Annotated in this window: 12 protein-coding genes; all 12 read left to right on the top strand. The window is 59.9% G+C overall.

The features are described 5' to 3' along the window. The first annotated feature begins 10 nt into the window (after nucleotides 1–10). The 12 genes from PLO63_06750 (at nucleotide 11) to PLO63_06805 (ending at nucleotide 16,321) form a co-directional block, all read left to right on the top strand. Nucleotides 11–1,072, top strand: a complete 1,062-nt coding sequence (locus PLO63_06750) for a radical SAM protein (GenBank protein HOI73831.1) — start codon at nucleotides 11–13, stop codon at nucleotides 1,070–1,072. Beyond that, nucleotides 1,069–2,094, top strand: a complete 1,026-nt coding sequence (locus PLO63_06755) for a radical SAM/SPASM domain-containing protein (GenBank protein HOI73832.1) — start codon at nucleotides 1,069–1,071, stop codon at nucleotides 2,092–2,094. Before PLO63_06750 ends, PLO63_06755 begins: the two co-directional genes overlap by 4 nt. Next, complete coding sequence (locus PLO63_06760) at nucleotides 2,091–3,143, top strand: radical SAM/SPASM domain-containing protein (protein HOI73833.1); 1,053 nt, start codon at nucleotides 2,091–2,093, stop codon at nucleotides 3,141–3,143. Before PLO63_06755 ends, PLO63_06760 begins: the two co-directional genes overlap by 4 nt. A gap of 5 nt (nucleotides 3,144–3,148) precedes the next feature. Beyond that, entirely contained in the window at nucleotides 3,149–4,252 is a 1,104-nt protein-coding gene (locus tag PLO63_06765) for an FkbM family methyltransferase (GenBank protein ID HOI73834.1), read from the top strand. A gap of 15 nt (nucleotides 4,253–4,267) precedes the next feature. After that, nucleotides 4,268–5,452: a class I SAM-dependent methyltransferase gene (locus tag PLO63_06770; GenBank protein ID HOI73835.1), complete on the top strand. Its 1,185-nt coding sequence runs from the start codon at nucleotides 4,268–4,270 to the stop codon at nucleotides 5,450–5,452. Continuing rightward, a complete protein-coding gene (locus PLO63_06775; protein ID HOI73836.1) occupies nucleotides 5,449–6,396 on the top strand; it encodes a glycosyltransferase family 2 protein in 948 nt (315 codons plus the stop codon). The genes PLO63_06770 and PLO63_06775 overlap by 4 nt, the downstream gene beginning before the upstream one ends. 48 nt (nucleotides 6,397–6,444) lie before the next feature. Next, nucleotides 6,445–6,921: a GtrA family protein gene (locus PLO63_06780; GenBank protein ID HOI73837.1), complete on the top strand. Its 477-nt coding sequence runs from the start codon at nucleotides 6,445–6,447 to the stop codon at nucleotides 6,919–6,921. A gap of 37 nt (nucleotides 6,922–6,958) precedes the next feature. After that, nucleotides 6,959–7,930, top strand: coding sequence for a hypothetical protein (locus tag PLO63_06785; protein HOI73838.1), 972 nt, complete (start codon nucleotides 6,959–6,961; stop codon nucleotides 7,928–7,930). A gap of 523 nt (nucleotides 7,931–8,453) precedes the next feature. Then, nucleotides 8,454–9,779 (top strand): sugar transferase, encoded by a 1,326-nt coding sequence (locus tag PLO63_06790; GenBank protein ID HOI73839.1) that lies wholly within the window; start codon nucleotides 8,454–8,456, stop codon nucleotides 9,777–9,779. A gap of 160 nt (nucleotides 9,780–9,939) precedes the next feature. After that, nucleotides 9,940–12,045, top strand: a complete 2,106-nt coding sequence (locus PLO63_06795; protein ID HOI73840.1) for a YjbH domain-containing protein — start codon at nucleotides 9,940–9,942, stop codon at nucleotides 12,043–12,045. 36 nt (nucleotides 12,046–12,081) lie between these two features. Beyond that, nucleotides 12,082–13,113 carry a Wzz/FepE/Etk N-terminal domain-containing protein gene (locus PLO63_06800; GenBank protein ID HOI73841.1) on the top strand — a complete coding sequence of 344 codons (1,032 nt, stop codon included), beginning with the start codon at nucleotides 12,082–12,084 and terminating at the stop codon, nucleotides 13,111–13,113. Then, nucleotides 13,094–16,321: an SLBB domain-containing protein gene (locus tag PLO63_06805; protein HOI73842.1), complete on the top strand. Its 3,228-nt coding sequence runs from the start codon at nucleotides 13,094–13,096 to the stop codon at nucleotides 16,319–16,321. The genes PLO63_06800 and PLO63_06805 overlap by 20 nt, the downstream gene beginning before the upstream one ends. The last annotated feature ends 50 nt before the right edge of the window (nucleotides 16,322–16,371 follow it).

Genomic DNA, 16,371 nt, shown 5'->3' on the forward strand with positions numbered 1-16,371 from the left:
GGAACGGATCATGGAAACCGCGAAGCAGAAGAAGGAGATCGAGGCCGCCCGGAGGGAGAAACTCCGGAGGGAAAAGCCTCTGGTCTATGAGAAAATCATCCGGCTCGACGAACGCTTCCAGGCTGGAATGGCAACGCCGGTGGTGGACATCTGCTACAACCGGGCCTGCAACCTGAAGTGCCGCCATTGCTTCACTACCCGCTTCACGAAGAAGGACCGCTCCCTCTCCCCCCCGGACATGAAGCGCTTCGCCGACGAGGCCCACGAGATCGGACTGTGCCAGCTCGTCCTCTCCGGCGGAGAGCCCCTGATCCTGAAGGACCTGGAAGAAGTCATCGCGGCGCTGCAACCAGACAAGTTCCATTTATCCATGAGCACGAACGGGTATTTCTTGACGCCGGAGATGGCAAGAAACCTCAAAACCTGGGGACTCGACAAGGTCAAGATCAGCATCGACGACTTCGACGAACGGATGCACAACGACAATCGCCGGAACGACAACGCATACGAGAAGGCCATGGCCGCCCTGTTCAACGCGAGAGACGCGGGTCTCAGCGTCGTCATCCAGACGTGCATCACCCATGAAAACTGCCGGACCGACCGGACCATCCAGATGGCAAAATTCGCCCAGGAGAACGGGTTTGTGGTGGACGTCATGATCGCCCACGCCGTCGGTGAATGGGAGGGCAGGCACGACATGCTGATCGACGAGGCGGACGCCGCTTACATGCGCGAGGTTCACAGGCAGTACCCGTCCCTGCACCGCGACACGTTTCCGACCTACGGCATCGACCGGGGCTGCGGGAGCGTCCAGTCCAACCTGCACCTCACCCAGTACGGCGACATCCTCCCGTGCGGCTTCATCCACATTTCCCTCGGCAGCATTTTCGAGGAGAGCCTCGCCGCCATTCTGGAGAGGGGGATGAGCATCCGGCACTTCAAAGAGTACAATCCGCTCTGCCTCTCCGGGGAGGACCGGTATTTCATCGAAAAATACATGGCGAAATTCTACGGAAAACCGCTTCCCGTCCACTGGACCGAGGTCTTCGGGGAGGAGGACTTTGTCCGATGAGCGAGTTCACCATCATTTCCCATGACCGGCAACCGCTCCGCGACCGCCTCCCGCTCAAGAAGCCCCTCTCCCTGTTCGTCGAGCCGACGAACCTGTGCAACTTCCGCTGCACCCCCTGCGTGCACGGCAGCGAGAACACGCGCAACGACCTGAAACCGCTCCGGAACATGGAGATGGACCTGTACCGGAAGCTCATCCGCGAACTTGCGGATTGGGAAGGGCCGCCGCTGAAGTTGCTCCGGCTGGCCATGCTGGGCGAGCCTTTCGTGAATACGGAATTTTGCGAAATGGTACGCCTTGCCAGGGAGGCCCATGTCGCCGAGCGGGTGGACACGTTTTCCAACGGCTCCCTGCTGACGGAGGAGATCTCGGAGAAGCTGATCGACTGCGGGCTGGACATCATCCGCTTCTCCATTTACGCGTCGGAAAACGGGCGCCATCGGGAGGTGACCCGGTCGAATTGCACCGTGGAGACCATCCGGGATAACATCCGGCGGTTGCGGGAGCTGCGCGACGCCCGGGGAGCCCGAAAACCGTACATCTTTGTGAAAATGTTCGACACGTACGGACCGGAGAACGACACGTTCTTCGGGATGTACCGCGACATCGCCGACGAGGTCGGGCTGGAGAAAGTCCACAACGCCACCCGGTACAGCGGGAACGACTTGGTCAGGATGTACTACCACGACAGCGAAAAGGAGAAGCAGGCGAAGCGTGAATATGCGGAAGGGCTGAACAGGGGGCGCATCGCCTGCTCACGCCCCTTCATGGCCATGGTGATCAACAACATCGGCGACTGCCTCATGTGCACCCACGATCCCGCAAAGGGGACGAAGATCGGCAGCGCCCGCGAAAGCACCCTCCACGAGTTGTGGAACGGCGAAAACATGTTTCAGTTCCGCAAGATGCTCCTGGAGGGCCGAAAACATGAGAACCGGATCTGCGCCCGCTGCGACTGGTTCAAGCTGTTCCCGGAAGAGGACAGCGTGGACGGATTCCCCGTGGAGAGACTGCGACCGTGATCCGGTACACCAGCCTGAAAAACACGGACCGGCAGAACCTCAGGGAGGTCATGCCGCTGCAAAAGCCCTTCACGGTGCTCATCGAGCCGTCGAGCCTGTGCAACTTCAAGTGCATCCAGTGCTTTCAGAGCATCAAGGCGGAATCCTACTTCACCCGCACCCGGGGGAACATGCCGATGGCGCGCTTCCGGCGGGTCATGGAGCAGCTCAAGGCCTGGCCGGGGCCGAAGCTGAAGGTGCTCAAGCTGAGCCTTTACGGCGAGCCGCTCGTCAACCGGGATTTCTGCGAGATGCTGCGAATGGCCAGGGAAGCGGACGTTGCGGAGAGGATGGAGACCACCACCAACGCCTCCCTCCTGACCCGGGAGATCGCCGAAAAATGGGTGGAGCACCAGATGGACTATGCGCGAGTGTCCATCTACGCCTCCGAGCAGGGGAGACACAAGGCCATCACCGGTTCGAGCCTGGACATCCGCACCATCCACGAAAACCTGAGGGTTCTCCAGGAAATCAAACGGCGCGAGGGATCGGAGCGGCCCTTTGTGAGCTGCAAGATGCTGGACGCCTACGGCGACGAGAACGAACGGTTCTTCGAGATGTACCGGGACGTGGCCGACGAGGTGTACCTGGACAAGCCGCACTGCTGGATCAAGGTGGAGGGAGCCGACTTCATCCGGGACTACTACCGCGAGGACGCACAGACCGTCCTGGTGGACCTCCGGAGGAACCGGACCCGGCGGGTCGCCTGTCCCATGGCGTTCACGACGATGGCAATCCGAAGCAACGGAGATGTCTCCCCCTGCTGCGTGGATTTCATCGGCGGCACGAACCTGGGCCGTGTGGACGACCATAGCCTGCAGGAGATCTGGCATTCCGAGCCCTGGTACGAGTTCCAGAAGATGCAGCTCATGGGCCGCAAACAGGAGAACGAATCCTGCGCCCGCTGCGATTTTTACCTCAGCGATCACTACACCCTGGACAACATCGACGGCTTCGACGTGGGAAAGCTGCTGGGGGCGGGGGAGTGCAAGACGGGAGGTGGTTCGTGAAGCTGATGGACCAGATTCGGGACGTCCGGCACGCCGAGAAGGACATCTTCGACACAATCAGGGCCTCGGGTGATCCGGTTGTGCTCTGGGGGGCCGGCGAGATCGCCTGGTGTGTCTGGACCTATCTGCGCCAGAACGGGATCGATCCGGTGTGTTTCTGTGACAATGATCCGGCCAAGCAGGGAACGAAGCATCTCGGGCTCCCCGTGTACGGTTACGACGGACTGAAGGAGCGCTTTGCACGGGAGGGTCGCCGCTACCACATTGTGGTGGCGACGGGCATTCAGTACCGGGCCCCGATCTTCGCGCAGCTGGCCGCTGCCGGGGAGAGGAACCCCATCTGGTACATCAAGGGCTTCGAGGTCTGCGGGGAAAAGATTGATTATCCTTATGTCCGGGAGCACGCGGAGCAGTTCGAAGAGGCGTACGCATCCCTGGCGGACGACGTATCGCGGAATGTGTTCGTGCACGTCCTCATCGCCAAACTGTCCGGCGACTTCGACCTCTATCGGAGGATCATGTCCCCGTGCGAGTATTTTGACGAGGACGTGATTCGCCTGGCCGAAGACGAGGTGTACCTGGACGTCGGCGCATACCGGGGCAGGGCGATCATTGAATTCGCGAGGCGGACAAGGGGAACATACGACGGGATCATCGCGTTCGAGCCGGACAAAAGGACGCTGGACATGCTCCGGAGAACCGTCGAGGAGCACGGCATCCGGAAGGTGGAACTGCACAACAAGGGGGCCTGGGACAGGCATGCGTTCCTGAGTTTCCACGATGGGCGTGAGGGAGGATCGCGCATCCTGGAGCCTTCCGCCGTTGAAATCCCGGCAAACTCCATCGAGGTGGACGCCATCGACAACGTGCTCGACGGCCGCCGGGCGACCTACATTTCCATGGATATCGAGGGGGCGGAGCACAACGCCATTCTGGGCGCCGAGCGGACCATCCGGACGTGGAGACCCAAAATGGCGGTTTCCGTCTATCACAAGCGGGAGGACCTCTTCGACCTCCTGCTCCTGATCAAGTCCTTCGACCCGCAGTACCGGTTTCACATGAGGCACTACACGGAAAACCAGACCGAAACGGTGCTGTATGCGGTGTAGGGCGGGCGGGCACGCATGATCAAGAACGAGCCGATGAGGCCCTGTCCCGTATGCGGGAACGGGGTCGGCGCCGAGCGCCTCCACACGCAGGAATTCATTCTGCCGGAGAACCACCCCCTGCCCGCGGCGTATGACGTCGTCGCCTGTGGCCGGTGCGGGTTCGTGTATGCGGACACGCCCGCCGGACAGGCTGCCTATGACCGGTACTATGCGGACATGTCGCGATACGACATGAATTATACCTGCCCCGAGAGCTCCCTCTACGCCGACCGGGCCGCGTGGATCGATTCGTTCATCGGCAACCGGGCGGACAGCGTCATCGACATCGGCTGCGGAAATGGCCTGCTGCTTCTGGAACTGCGGAAACGCGGGCTGTCGGATCTGACGGGCCTGGATCCGTCCGAGGCATGCATCTCGGCGCTCCGGGAAAAGGGCATCCCGGGGATCGCCGGCAGCATCTTCTCCGTTTCCACGGACAGGACGTTCGACTGCGCCGTGCTTTCCGGGGTGCTGGAGCACATCTGCGACGTCGGCGGCGTCATGGAGACGGCCAAGAGGCTTCTGAAGCACGGCGGCCGGCTGTTTGTCTGCGTTCCCGACGCCTCGCGGTACCGGTTTTTCGATGCTGTTCCCTTCGATTACTTCAACATAGAGCACATCAATCACTTCGAGGAGACGTCGCTGTTCAACCTCGGACTTCAGCACGGCTTTCATGTGAACGCATTTCTCAAGACGACCATCACGCTGGCCCGGACGACGCAGCCGATGATCTTCTGCGCATATGAGAACACGGGGCAACCCGCCGGTGATATGCTTGCATATGCGCGAAATGCCGTCGTTCAGTATATCGTGCAGACGAAGAAAATGGCGGGTGTCAATCGGGTTCTTGACGAACTGGAGGAAACGGGAGAAGAAGTGATCGTCTGGGGGGCGGGGAATTACACGAGCCGTCTCCTGGCCGGATCGAGTCTGGGCCGATGCAACATCGTCCTGATCGTGGACAACGATCCGCACAAGCAGGGCACACGGATTGGAGGAAGAACGGTCCATTCCCCCCGGGCAATCCGCGACGAGGGGAAGGACTGTACCATTCTGATCGCTGCGGCGGTTTTCGGCGACGAGATCGCGGCGGAGATCCGGAATATGGGATTGCAGAACAAAATCATATTCTTGGGCAATTCAGGAGAACGTTCCGCATGAGCCTGGGCCGGAAGACCATCAGCGTTGTTGCGGGCTGTTTCAACGAGGAGGGAAACCTGCAGCCGTTTTATGACCGGCTGATGAAGGTTTTCGAACAGCTGCCCGGGTATGATTACGAGATCATCGTGGCGGACAACTGCTCGACCGACGGCAGCCAGGAGATCCTGCGCCGCCTGGCCTCCACCGACAGGAAGTTCAAGGTGATTCTGAACGCGAACAACTTCGGGCAGATCCGTTCCCCGTTCCACGCCCTTCTCCAGGCGAAGGGAGATGCCGTCGTCGCCATCACCTCGGACCTGCAGAATCCTCCGGAGCTGATTCCGGAATTCGTGAAGAAGTGGGAGGAGGGGCATGAAGTCGTCATCGCGGTGAAGCGGAAAACGGCCGAGAACGCCGTCGTCTCGGTGGTCCGGAATTTCTATTATTACCTCCTGTCCCGCTTTTCCGAATCCGACCACATCATCCGCGGCTTCACGGGCTTCGGCCTCTACGACCGCAAGTTCATGGACGCCCTCGCGCTGTACAAGAATTCATATCCCTATTTTCGCGGACTGGTCGGGGAGATCGGTTTCCGCCGTGCCACGGTGCCGTTTGACCAACCGCCGCGCCGGCATGGGCGGTCCAAGAATAATTTCTTCACCCTCTACGATGTTGCAATGACCGGCTTCGTCAACCATTCCCGGCTTCCCCTGCGCCTCGCAGCCATGACCGGGTTTGGCGTGGCCATCCTGAGCCTCCTGGTCGCCTTCGGCTATTTCGTCTACAAACTCGTTTTCTGGGACAGCTTTTCCGTCGGGATCGCGCCCCTGGTCATCGGCCTGTTCTTCTTCGCCTCCGTCCAGCTCTTCTTCATCGGCATCGTGGGCGAGTACATCGGCGCCATCCACACCCAGGTGCTTAAGCGCCCGCTGGTCATCGAGAAGGAGCGCATCAACTTTGACTGACCGGAAGAGAGCCGTTCCTCCCGAAAGGATGTCCCGCCGCGGGATCGCATGCCGCACCGTCTTTTCCCGACGGACCCCCGGTTTGCCATGATCCACGAACGCTTCGCACGCCACGGAGTGAAGATCCGGTTTGTCCTCGTCGGCGTCTGGAACACCTTCTTCGGCTACGGTGTGTACGTCGCCCTGGACTGGCTCTTCGAACGGCTCTTTGCGAGCCGTGCCGCCGCCTACATGTCGGCCGCGGTCCTGTCGAACATCCTGGCCATCCTGAACGCCTATATCTTCCATAAATTCATAACGTTCCGTTCGGAAGCCCGCGGATGGGCCATGGTGCCGGAGTTATTCCGGTTTTTCTCGACCTACCTGGTGAGCATTGTCGTGGGGCTTGTGTCGCTTCCCGTCTTCGTGGAGGTGTTCAGGATCGACCCCAAAATCGCGGGCGCCCTGGTCATGCCGGTGACGGTACTGGTGAGCTGGCTCGGCCACTCCCGGTTTTCTTTCCGGAACGAAAAAACAAAGACATAGGACGATTACTCCGTCGGACCGGGATCGACCGGGATGCATGAAGATGGAGGATTGCCACAATCACGGCCAAATCGGGCACACCATGAACAACGCCATGCGGTCCATGATTCAATGCCTTGCCGGGCTTTCTTTCCTTCTTTTCCTGGTCCTGGTGCCGGAAATGCTGCATGCCGGCGTGCCCTCCATGAAACTGGATATGAGGGCGGCACCGTCCCCGGGAAGGCTGGTTGCCGTTTCCACCGCGACGAACAACGGCGGGGAAACCGCATACAATGTCTCCATCATGTCATCCCTCGCCGGCGATACCCGTCGCTCGGATCCCCTCGGGGACGTCCACGCAGGCAAGCGCCGCAGCCAGCGGGTGGAGTTCAGCCTGGAGGGCCTCAAGCCGGGACGATACATCCTTGCCGCCCGGCTGGATTACCATGAGCAGAACGGTATGCCCCACCGGATCCATTCCTTCCGTGCCTTTCGAGTGAGCGGGAGCGAGCCGGAAATGCAAAACGCACAGGAAACCCGGGAGACGGCGGTAGCCTCCGGGATACCGGCCATGGCGGAAATGCCGGGACTGTCCGTAGCGCTGGAAATACCGGCGGCGCGGTGGACACTCTTCGGCAATGCCGGCACGAAAATCGTGCTGATCGTGAAAAACAGGATGGATACACCCATCCGGCCCGTGTTTTCCATCCATCTTCCCGGCGGCGTAACGGCAGACCGGACGGAGCTGCAACTGGAGATGGGACCGGGCGAAGAACGCCGCGAGGAGGTGAGGCTCGACGCCAAACGATCCGTCCGGGGCGGGCATCCGGTATCCGTGCTGGTGAGTTGCGAGACGGAAGAGGAATACGACAGTCGCCTGCTCAGGACAACGCTCTCCGTTGAGGAGAACTCCATGTCTCTCCCGGCCATGGCAATGGTCGCGATTATCCTGACGATCGCCCTTGCGGCTTTCGTGCTGATCGCCTTTCGACGCTCGTCCACAGGGCATACGGGAGAACCGGGCACCTGATCCTCTCCCATGCGGTACACCGCTCGGGGATGAAATTCCGCGTCCGATCCGTTTCCCGCCTCGCCCAGCGGCACATTCACCGGCTTCCGGCGATGCACGTCTCTCCCGGTCCGGCCCCCCGGACTCTTATACTTCTGTAAATACTTCCCTGCCGCCCGTCCCTGTGTTGCCCTGCAGTTCTCTCGTTTCATCAGTGGTTTGTCCCACCCAGGAATGTTGCACAAAATCACGCAATATCCTCGTAAGGGGTACTTCTGTCATCTTGCTTAAGAACTTAATTTCCATAGGCAAAGTTCAGTTGATCAACAGGTATTGAATTCTTCGGAATTCCTGTTAAGGGTTCAAGCCGAACATGATTCTCAGGATTGCTTGAATATCCAAGGAATCTCCTTTCCCCTGTTCACCGCCGCTCATCATCAGAGACCTCGTCACATGTCCCGGATTTGGAACGTCACGATCCTTCGAACGCGTCATTCCCTGTCCCGGCCCGGAGAATGTCTCCGCATTTCCAGATCGGTCCTGCATGAAGATTGACATTCGCAAAAGACAGATGCTCCTGCTGGCGGGTAATGCGCTGATCGTCACGATCTCTTTCCATCTGACGCCGCTTGTCCTGTCCGGCATGATCCCGTCACCGGGTGCAATATTCCGCTCCCCGGATCTGTTCGCCATCCTGTCTTATCTCTTGGTATTCTACCTGTTTGACCTTTTCGACCTCGATCTCCGCTTCAGCAAGGCGCGGTTCCTGGTGCGCCTTGTCCTGGCGCAGGTAACGGTGGCGATCCTCATCGCGGCGGGATCTTTTGTGTTTCAGGAGCGGCCTTATGGAATGAGGGTGCTGGCTGTACAGGGAATGCTCGTATTCGTTCTTGCCCTTGTATGGTCGATGTTTTTCGAGCGTTTGATGACCAATACGACCAAGGCCCTCCGGGTGGCGGTTCTGGGCTGCGAAGACACGGCGGAGAGCCTGCGGCAGGCGCTGGGACGGAGGCCGGACTATGCGGTGGCCCTGACCCTGAAGAAGGGTTGGGAGGACCGGGTCGGGAGCCTCATCAATGAAAAAGCCTTCGACGAGATTGTTGTGAATACGAAAAGGGGGATCAGTCCCGAGTCCTACCGGGCCCTCATCGAAGCGAAGATGCGGGGGGTGGCCGTGTCGGACGTTCCCGGATTTTACGAGCGCGTGCTGGAGAGGCTCCCCGTCAGCGGGATGAGCGACGTCTGGCTGGCCCATGTTCCCCTGTCGGGAGTCCGGAAGACGGTTTACAACCGGAGGCTGAAGAGAATTCTGGGCGTACTGATTTCCCTGGTTGCGCTGGCAATCCTGTTGCCGGTGATGCTGCTCATTGCCGTGGTCATCCGGATGGAGTCTCCCGGACCTGTTTTGTACCGCCAGCGCAGGATCGGTTTGAACCGGGTACCCTTCGATCTGGTCAAGTTCCGATCCATGAAGATGGGGACGGAATTCATGCGGGAGAACGCGGGACGGCAGGATGATCCGAGGATTACCCGGGTGGGGGGCGTCATCCGGAAATACCGGCTGGATGAACTGCCCCAGCTCTGGAACGTGCTGCGGGGAGACATGTGCCTGGTGGGACCCCGGGCGCTGATGGAGGAGGAGGTCGAGGCATTCGAGCGGAGGATTTCCTATTTCACATTGCGTCACTTCATCCGGCCGGGAATCACCGGGTGGGCCCAGATCAATTATCCCCACGGGACGACGGTTGAAGACGCCCGGGCAAAGCTCGAGTACGACCTGTACTACATGAAGAACGCCTCGATGTCGATGGACCTGCACATCCTGCTCCGGACGATGCGAACCGTGCTGCTGGCGAAGGGGGGGAAGTAATGGCGGGAGGGATTGTCCGGCCGGGGGGCGGCACGGCGGCAGAGGTACCACTCCTGGAAAGGTCTGTCGCCGAAATCGGCGGACAGCCGCCCTGTACAAATGGGAGTCGCATTTTCCTGGATCGGTCCGTCAAGGCACGCGGGAAGGCGGTCGGGAAACGGTGAGGATCGATGGGGTACCACTCCAGACCGCGGCGATGTTTCTTCTCCTGGTTCTGCTTTGGCTTGTCCCTTCCAGGCTGCTTGGTGCGGACGCTCCCTTCACGGGGGCTGCGAACTGGGGCGGCACGGGATTGATGGCGATTCCGACGGCCCGGCTTATGAAAGAAGGAGCTTTCCGGGTCGGTGCCTCCCAGGTCCATCCATACCGATATTACTACGGCACGATAAGCCCTTTCAGGGGTCTTGAAATCGACGGGCGGATTACGGAGGTAATCGGGGTCCGGGGATTTGCCGACAGTCCGGAATACGGAAACTACAAGGACAAGGCCCTGGACGTCAAATACCGGCTTCTGCCGGAGACGAAGTACCTTCCGGCCCTTGCCGTCGGTCTGATGGATCCCCATGGGACCAGGCTCTTCAGTTCCCAGTATGTCGTTGCCAGCAAGCAAATTTATCCATTCGATTTCACATTCGGTTTCGCCAACGGGCGGTATGGAGGACAGGAACTGGCCGATGTCGGGTCCGGCGATTCCGTCAAGGCCGAAATCTTCACCGATCCCGTAGGGTGGTGGAGCGATGCCAACTGCTTCTGGGGTGTCGAGTTTTCCCCCGTTGACTGGCTTTCTTTCATGGTTGAGTACGATCCGACGCCCTATCACAATCACCGGCGCGATCCCGCGAATTCCATCTATTTCCGTGAGCCCGTGCCTTCAAAATTCAACTATGGCTTGCGGATCCGGCCCCGGGACTGGCTGGAGACGGTTGTTAGCTTCCAGCGGGGAGACACGGTCGGGGTGAACCTGAATGTTACATTTGACCTCGGGCGTCCCCTGCTTCCCATTGCCGATCCTCCCTTGCAGGAAAGCATGGAGATGCGGTCGAGTCCGTTCGTGGAACGGCTAATGGAAGCCCTTTCCCGGTCCGGTTTCACAGACATCGGGGTTCTGGTGGCCGGGGGAGATCTGTGGGTGCAGGCGGCCAACGGAAGGTACTTCCATGACATGAAGGCCCTGGGGGTGGTTCTGCGGGTTGTGGATCGAACGGCACCACCGGAAATTCAGGGGGTGCACATCCTTCTGACACAGCAGGGCATTCCGATGAGGTCCTTCTCGACAACCCGCGAGGATATCCGGCTGTATGTCACGAGACAGTTGAACCTCGATGAGTTCATGCAGGTCTCCGAGCTGCGGGCGGATGTTGGGGAACCGCTGAAGACAAAGAAGAGGCACAGGAAAATCTTCGATTACGGGCTGAAACCCGATTTTAGAACGTACCTGAATGATCCCTCGGGTTTCTTCCAGTACCGCTTCGGCCTGAGCGGGTGGGGAAGCCTCTCGCTCTGGCCGGGGGGCTCCGTGCTGGTCGCGGCGGAAACCTTTCCCCTCAACAACATCTCTTCTCCCGTCACGCCCTCGTCCAATGCCGTCCGGACGGACCTGGTGGACTACATTGGAGAAAAAGTCAGCCTCAGCGGCCTGCTGGTCAATCAGATCTGGAAGGGCGGGAACGAGACCTACGGCCAACTCTCCGTCGGGCTCCTGGAGATCCAGTATGCCGGGATCGATGCAGAGATCGCCATGCCCCTCTTCGGAGGGCGGATGCTCGTCGGGGCGGGCGGGAGTGCGGTCAGAAAACGGGATCCGAAGAATCCCTTCCGGTTCAAGGAAAACGATTACAAGGATTGTTACACGACGGGTTTTTTCAATGCCCGTCTGAACCTGCCGGAGATGGATGCATGGATCGACGTAAAGGCCGGACGGTTCCTTGCGGGGGACAACGGCATGCGGTTGACCGTTTCGAAGAGTTTCCACGGCGTGGTCCTTTCCGCCTGGTACAGCGTTTCCGACACGTCCGTCTTCACGGACGATTACAACCGGGGCTACCACGACAAGGGAATTGCCGTTTCAATTCCGTTGCGTCTGTTCCTTGGACGGGATTCGAGGTCCTCCTACAGCTTCGCGCTTTCTCCCTGGACAAGGGATGTGGCGCAGGACATCGCGCATCCGGTGAGCCTCTTCGATTTTATCGGCCGCAGTGTGAACGCGTTCATGAACACAGATCGGCACATGATTCATGGGTGGACGGGACCGGTGGCTGCGCCATGAAGGATCCCGGTGTTGGAAGGTGAAGGAGCAATGCAGATGGGTGAGGAAGACACAAAAAAAGAGGAGTTCGGGCATTTGGCGGATGGTGTTCCCGGGGACGAGGCCATGGTTCAGTTGATGGACTTCTGGCTGATCGTCAGGCGTCGGAAGCGTTTCATCAGCCGGTTTGTCCTGACGGTCCTGATATTGACCGCCATGTCCACACTGCTGATGAAGGATGTATACCAGGCGACGGCCGTCATCTCTCCCATTGCCGGGAAGGACACCGGCGGGACATTATCGGCGCTGGCACAGCAGATCGGCGGCCTCACCGGCGCATCACTCCTGGGTGCCCCGGCCAGCGCCAATGACATCATGAATTTCCTGAATTCGAACATCCTGCGGGAAAAGGTGATCGAGAGAAATAACCTGCTGCCCGTGCTGTTTCCGGACGAATGGGACTGGAAACAGAACCGCTGGAAAAAAGGATGGCTCGACGGCATCAGCCTGAACCCGCTCGTGTATGTCGAAAGAGCCGCCCGCATGCTGCAGCCGGGACCGGTGTCGCAAAAGCAGGAAAAAAGTGACGGAGTTCCCGACATGTGGGACGGCCTCCGAAAGCTCGACGACATGGTGACCGTGAAGAACAATCTCGATGAGAATTCCATCACCATTGCCGTCACCGGCCCAAATCCCGATATGGCCGCACGAATCGTGGAGCATTTCCTGACCGCCCTGAACGACCACATGAGCAGCGAAGCGCGGCGGGTCGTCCTGGTGAACCGCAAGTATCTCGAGGAGCAGCTCGACAAGACGGCCGATCCGTTCATCCGGCAGAACATCTACAACATGATCGCCCAGCAGATCGAGCGATCCATGACGGTCGAGGCGAAAGAGAACTTCGCCTTCAAGGTCATCGATCCGCCCAGGGCGCCCGACCGGAAGTTCAAGCCACAACGGATGCAGATCGTGTTGGTGAGCCTGTTTCTCTCCCTGTTCATGGCCATTGCCGTCGTGTTCGTCCTGGAAAATCTGGAAGGATGGAAAAATTTTCTGAAGGAGCGAGAGAATGAAAAGCCGTTTCCTTGAATCCATGATCCTGACGGGCGTGCTCTTCCTGCTTACAGCCGGATCCGGTTGGGCGCAGGACCCGCCGCTCGACACCGCCATCCGGTTGAGGGATCCTGTGCCGCCGCAGACCCTGTCCCTTAAAAGCCGTGTTCCAGCCGAAGGCGCTGCGTCGGGCGGCCTCAATGGTTCCGCCGACGGGTTTCGGAACGGGTCCCTGAACACCGGGCCGTCCCAGGACCCGTCGCTGGATGCCGTCTGCCGGCAGAAGAACCTGTCGCCGCAGCAATGCCAGGCATTGAAGAATCATCTTTCCGGGTTCGGGAACGGAATGAAGTCTGATGCGGACGGGAACGGGAAGGCGCCGAGGCAACAGAGCCCGCGAAGTCCAGGATATTCTACGCTTCCGGAAAGGAAGAGCCTATTCGAGCGGTCGCGGCCGATGGGGAGGTTCCAGGACGTGTCGGTGGACCTGAAACCCTTCGGGTATGACTTTTTCCGGGAGGCTGCCGTCAACGTGACGGCGGACCGCAGGGACATCCCCGTTCCGATGAATTACATGGTCGGTCCCGGAGACGAGGTGAAGATTCTCCTGTGGGGCCGCGTAAACGGCCAGCACGACCTGGTGGTCGATCGGGACGGTAAAATCGTGCTGCCCCAGATCGGTCCGATTTACGTGGCCGGCCTGACCTTCGAGGAAATGTCCAAGAAGGTTATCTCTCAGGCCCACCAGATCGTCGGGGCCAGTGTCGACATCTCCATGGGATCGCTGAAGACGATCCCCGTGTTCGTCCTGGGTGACGTGTGCAGGCCCGGCACTTATACGGTCGGTTCCCTGGCGACGGTTACCGATGCCCTCCTGATGGCCGGCGGCCCGACGGACATCGGGTCGATGCGGAGAATCCAGGTCCGCCGGAAGGGCAGAATCGCCGGATCGTTCGACCTTTACGACCTTTTTCTGAAAGGAGACCGGTCCGGCGACATGACCCTTCATCGGGACGATGTGGTGTTCGTGCCCGTAGTGGGTCCGATCGTCGGCGTGGCCGGCAATGTGCGCCGTCCGGCGATTTACGAGCTGAAGGGCGACGCGGAGCTGGAACACGTCTTTGCCCTGGCGGGGGGGATCATTCCGTCCGCCTATCTGCAGCAGATCCAGGTGTCGAGGGTGCAGAACAACGAGCGGCAGGTCATCGTCGACCTGAACAACCGGGAACTCGGGAAATCCACGGGCTTCCACATGCAGGATGCGGATCTGGTCAGGGTCTTCTCCGTTGTCGACATCGACCGGAACGCCGTCCACCTGGCGGGAAACGTGCGCCGGCCCGGCAAGTTCGAATACAAGCCCGGGATGCGGGTGCGGGACCTCATTGGGGGCATGGACAACCTGCTGGATGAAACGAGCCTTGACTACGCACTGATCAAGAGGGTCAGGCTGCCCGAACGGAGCGCGATGCTGGTCCCTTTCAGCCTGCGCCGTCTGTTCATGGAGAAGGATGCGGCCGCCGACATCGAGCTGAAACCCGAGGACCAGGTGTTCGTTTTTTCCCGCTGGCTCTTCCAGGACAGGCCGTTTGCCATGATCGAGGGAGAAGTCCGGGGAGAATGCCTGGAAATGACCGAGCTCTCCGCCGATGGCCTGGAACGTTCCCCCCAGGCAAGGCCGGAGCCTGTAGACAGGAAGAAGAGCCGGTCGGTTCAGGCTGCGGGGCTTCGGAAAATGGGAGAGGATCTGGAACGCGACCATCAAAGGATGCTGGCGGAGCGCGTGCTCCTGATCTCCGGGCGCCTGAACAGGGAGAGCCGGTATGATCCGAAGGAAGATCTCCGGGAGGTGGCGGCGGAGATGAGAAAATTGAATCTATCCGTGTACCTGGAAAAGATGGGGGAGCTGGAGAAAGGATTCTCCGCTGCCTGCCGGTTCCTGGTCACGGATAACCTGCGCGTCCGGGATGCCATCCTCGGTGCGGGCGGACTGACGCCCGACGCGGACCTGGAGACGGGGGAGATCGTCCGCTTCGGGAATGACCGGGAGTATGAGACCCTCTATTTTCATGTCGAAAAGGCCATGACCGGAGACCCGGGGGAAAATCATGCCGTTTTGCCGAAGGACCGCATCATCGTGCATTCCATCTGGGAAAAGATGCCGCGTCAGTACGTTTACGTGGAAGGGGAAGTGGGCCGGCCCGGAATCCATGTCTACACGAAAGGCATGAAAGTCAGCGACCTTGTCTTCAAGGGCGGCGGCCTGCTGGAGTCGGCTTATCGGGAAGAGGCGGAGCTCTCGTCGCAGACGGTGGAAGCAGGAAAGAAAGGGGTGCTTGAGCACAAAAAGATCCGCTTGCGGGACATCCTTGAAGGAAAGCCGGGAGCCGATGTGGAGCTGAATCCCTTCGACCGGCTTCTGGTCCGGAGAATCAGCAACTGGCGTACGGAACAGTTTGCCTCCGTCTCGGGGGAGATTCTCTTCGAGGGGAAGTATGCCGTTCGGAAAGGCGAGCGCCTGTCGTCGCTGATCGAGCGGGCCGGAGGATACACGGACAAGGCCTACCTGCGGGGCGCTGTTTTCAGGAGGGATAGCGTGCGGTCGCTGCAGCAGAGCAGCCTGGAGGACATGGCCCGGAGGATGGAAAAGGAGATTCTCACCGATGGCGCGACCGGCATTTCCTCTTCCCTCTCCTCCGAGGACGCGGAGTCCAGAAAGATCGAGCTGGAACAGAAAAGGAAGCTGGTCGATGCCATGCGCCTGCTGAAGGCGACCGGCCGCATGACGATCCACCTCGGACACCTGCGGGTCCTCAAGGGCGGTCCGTATGACATCGAGCTGGAAAACGGCGACAGCCTGTACATTCCGGCGCGGCCGAGCGTGGTGAACGTGGCGGGTGCCGTGATGAGCCCGACGAGCCATCTTTTTATGGACCGCCTGGATTACGGCGATTATATCCGGCTCTCCGGAGGGTACAGCCGGTACGCCGACGAGAATAGCGTCTTCATTCTCAAGGTCGATGGAAGCGCCGTCAGGGCGGGCGATCGATATCTGAGGTGGAGCGACGGCAGGGAGCGATGGGAGATGGCACCGTTTGCACATCGTGACGACACCATGGAACCGGGAGACGTGGTGGTTGTTCCGGAAAAGCTGGAACGAATCGCCTGGCTCAGGGAGATCCGCGACATCGCCCAGATCCTCATGAACATCGCGGCCACGACGGGGATCATCATCAAGGTGTTTTGACGGGAACGAGCAGGGCGGATAAGGACGCGCCCATATTACAACAAGCCAAG

The organism is Syntrophales bacterium (genome assembly GCA_035363115.1).
In the GTDB taxonomy this organism is placed as follows: domain Bacteria; phylum Desulfobacterota; class Syntrophia; order Syntrophales; family PHBD01; genus PHBD01.

Bases quoted from the DNA above. Each gene is read 5' to 3' on its own strand.
- PLO63_06785 (HOI73838.1), top strand. From the start codon at position 6,959: ATGAAGATGGAGGATTGCCACAATCACGGCCAAATCGGGCACACCATG.
- PLO63_06770 (HOI73835.1), top strand. From the start codon at position 4,268: ATGATCAAGAACGAGCCGATGAGGCCCTGTCCCGTATGCGGGAACGGG.
- PLO63_06805 (HOI73842.1), top strand. From the start codon at position 13,094: ATGAAAAGCCGTTTCCTTGAATCCATGATCCTGACGGGCGTGCTCTTC.
- PLO63_06750 (HOI73831.1), top strand. From the start codon at position 11: ATGGAAACCGCGAAGCAGAAGAAGGAGATCGAGGCCGCCCGGAGGGAG.
- PLO63_06765 (HOI73834.1), top strand. From the start codon at position 3,149: ATGGACCAGATTCGGGACGTCCGGCACGCCGAGAAGGACATCTTCGAC.
- PLO63_06800 (HOI73841.1), top strand. From the start codon at position 12,082: ATGGGTGAGGAAGACACAAAAAAAGAGGAGTTCGGGCATTTGGCGGAT.
- PLO63_06790 (HOI73839.1), top strand. From the start codon at position 8,454: ATGAAGATTGACATTCGCAAAAGACAGATGCTCCTGCTGGCGGGTAAT.
- PLO63_06775 (HOI73836.1), top strand. From the start codon at position 5,449: ATGAGCCTGGGCCGGAAGACCATCAGCGTTGTTGCGGGCTGTTTCAAC.
- PLO63_06755 (HOI73832.1), top strand. From the start codon at position 1,069: ATGAGCGAGTTCACCATCATTTCCCATGACCGGCAACCGCTCCGCGAC.
- PLO63_06780 (HOI73837.1), top strand. From the start codon at position 6,445: ATGCCGCACCGTCTTTTCCCGACGGACCCCCGGTTTGCCATGATCCAC.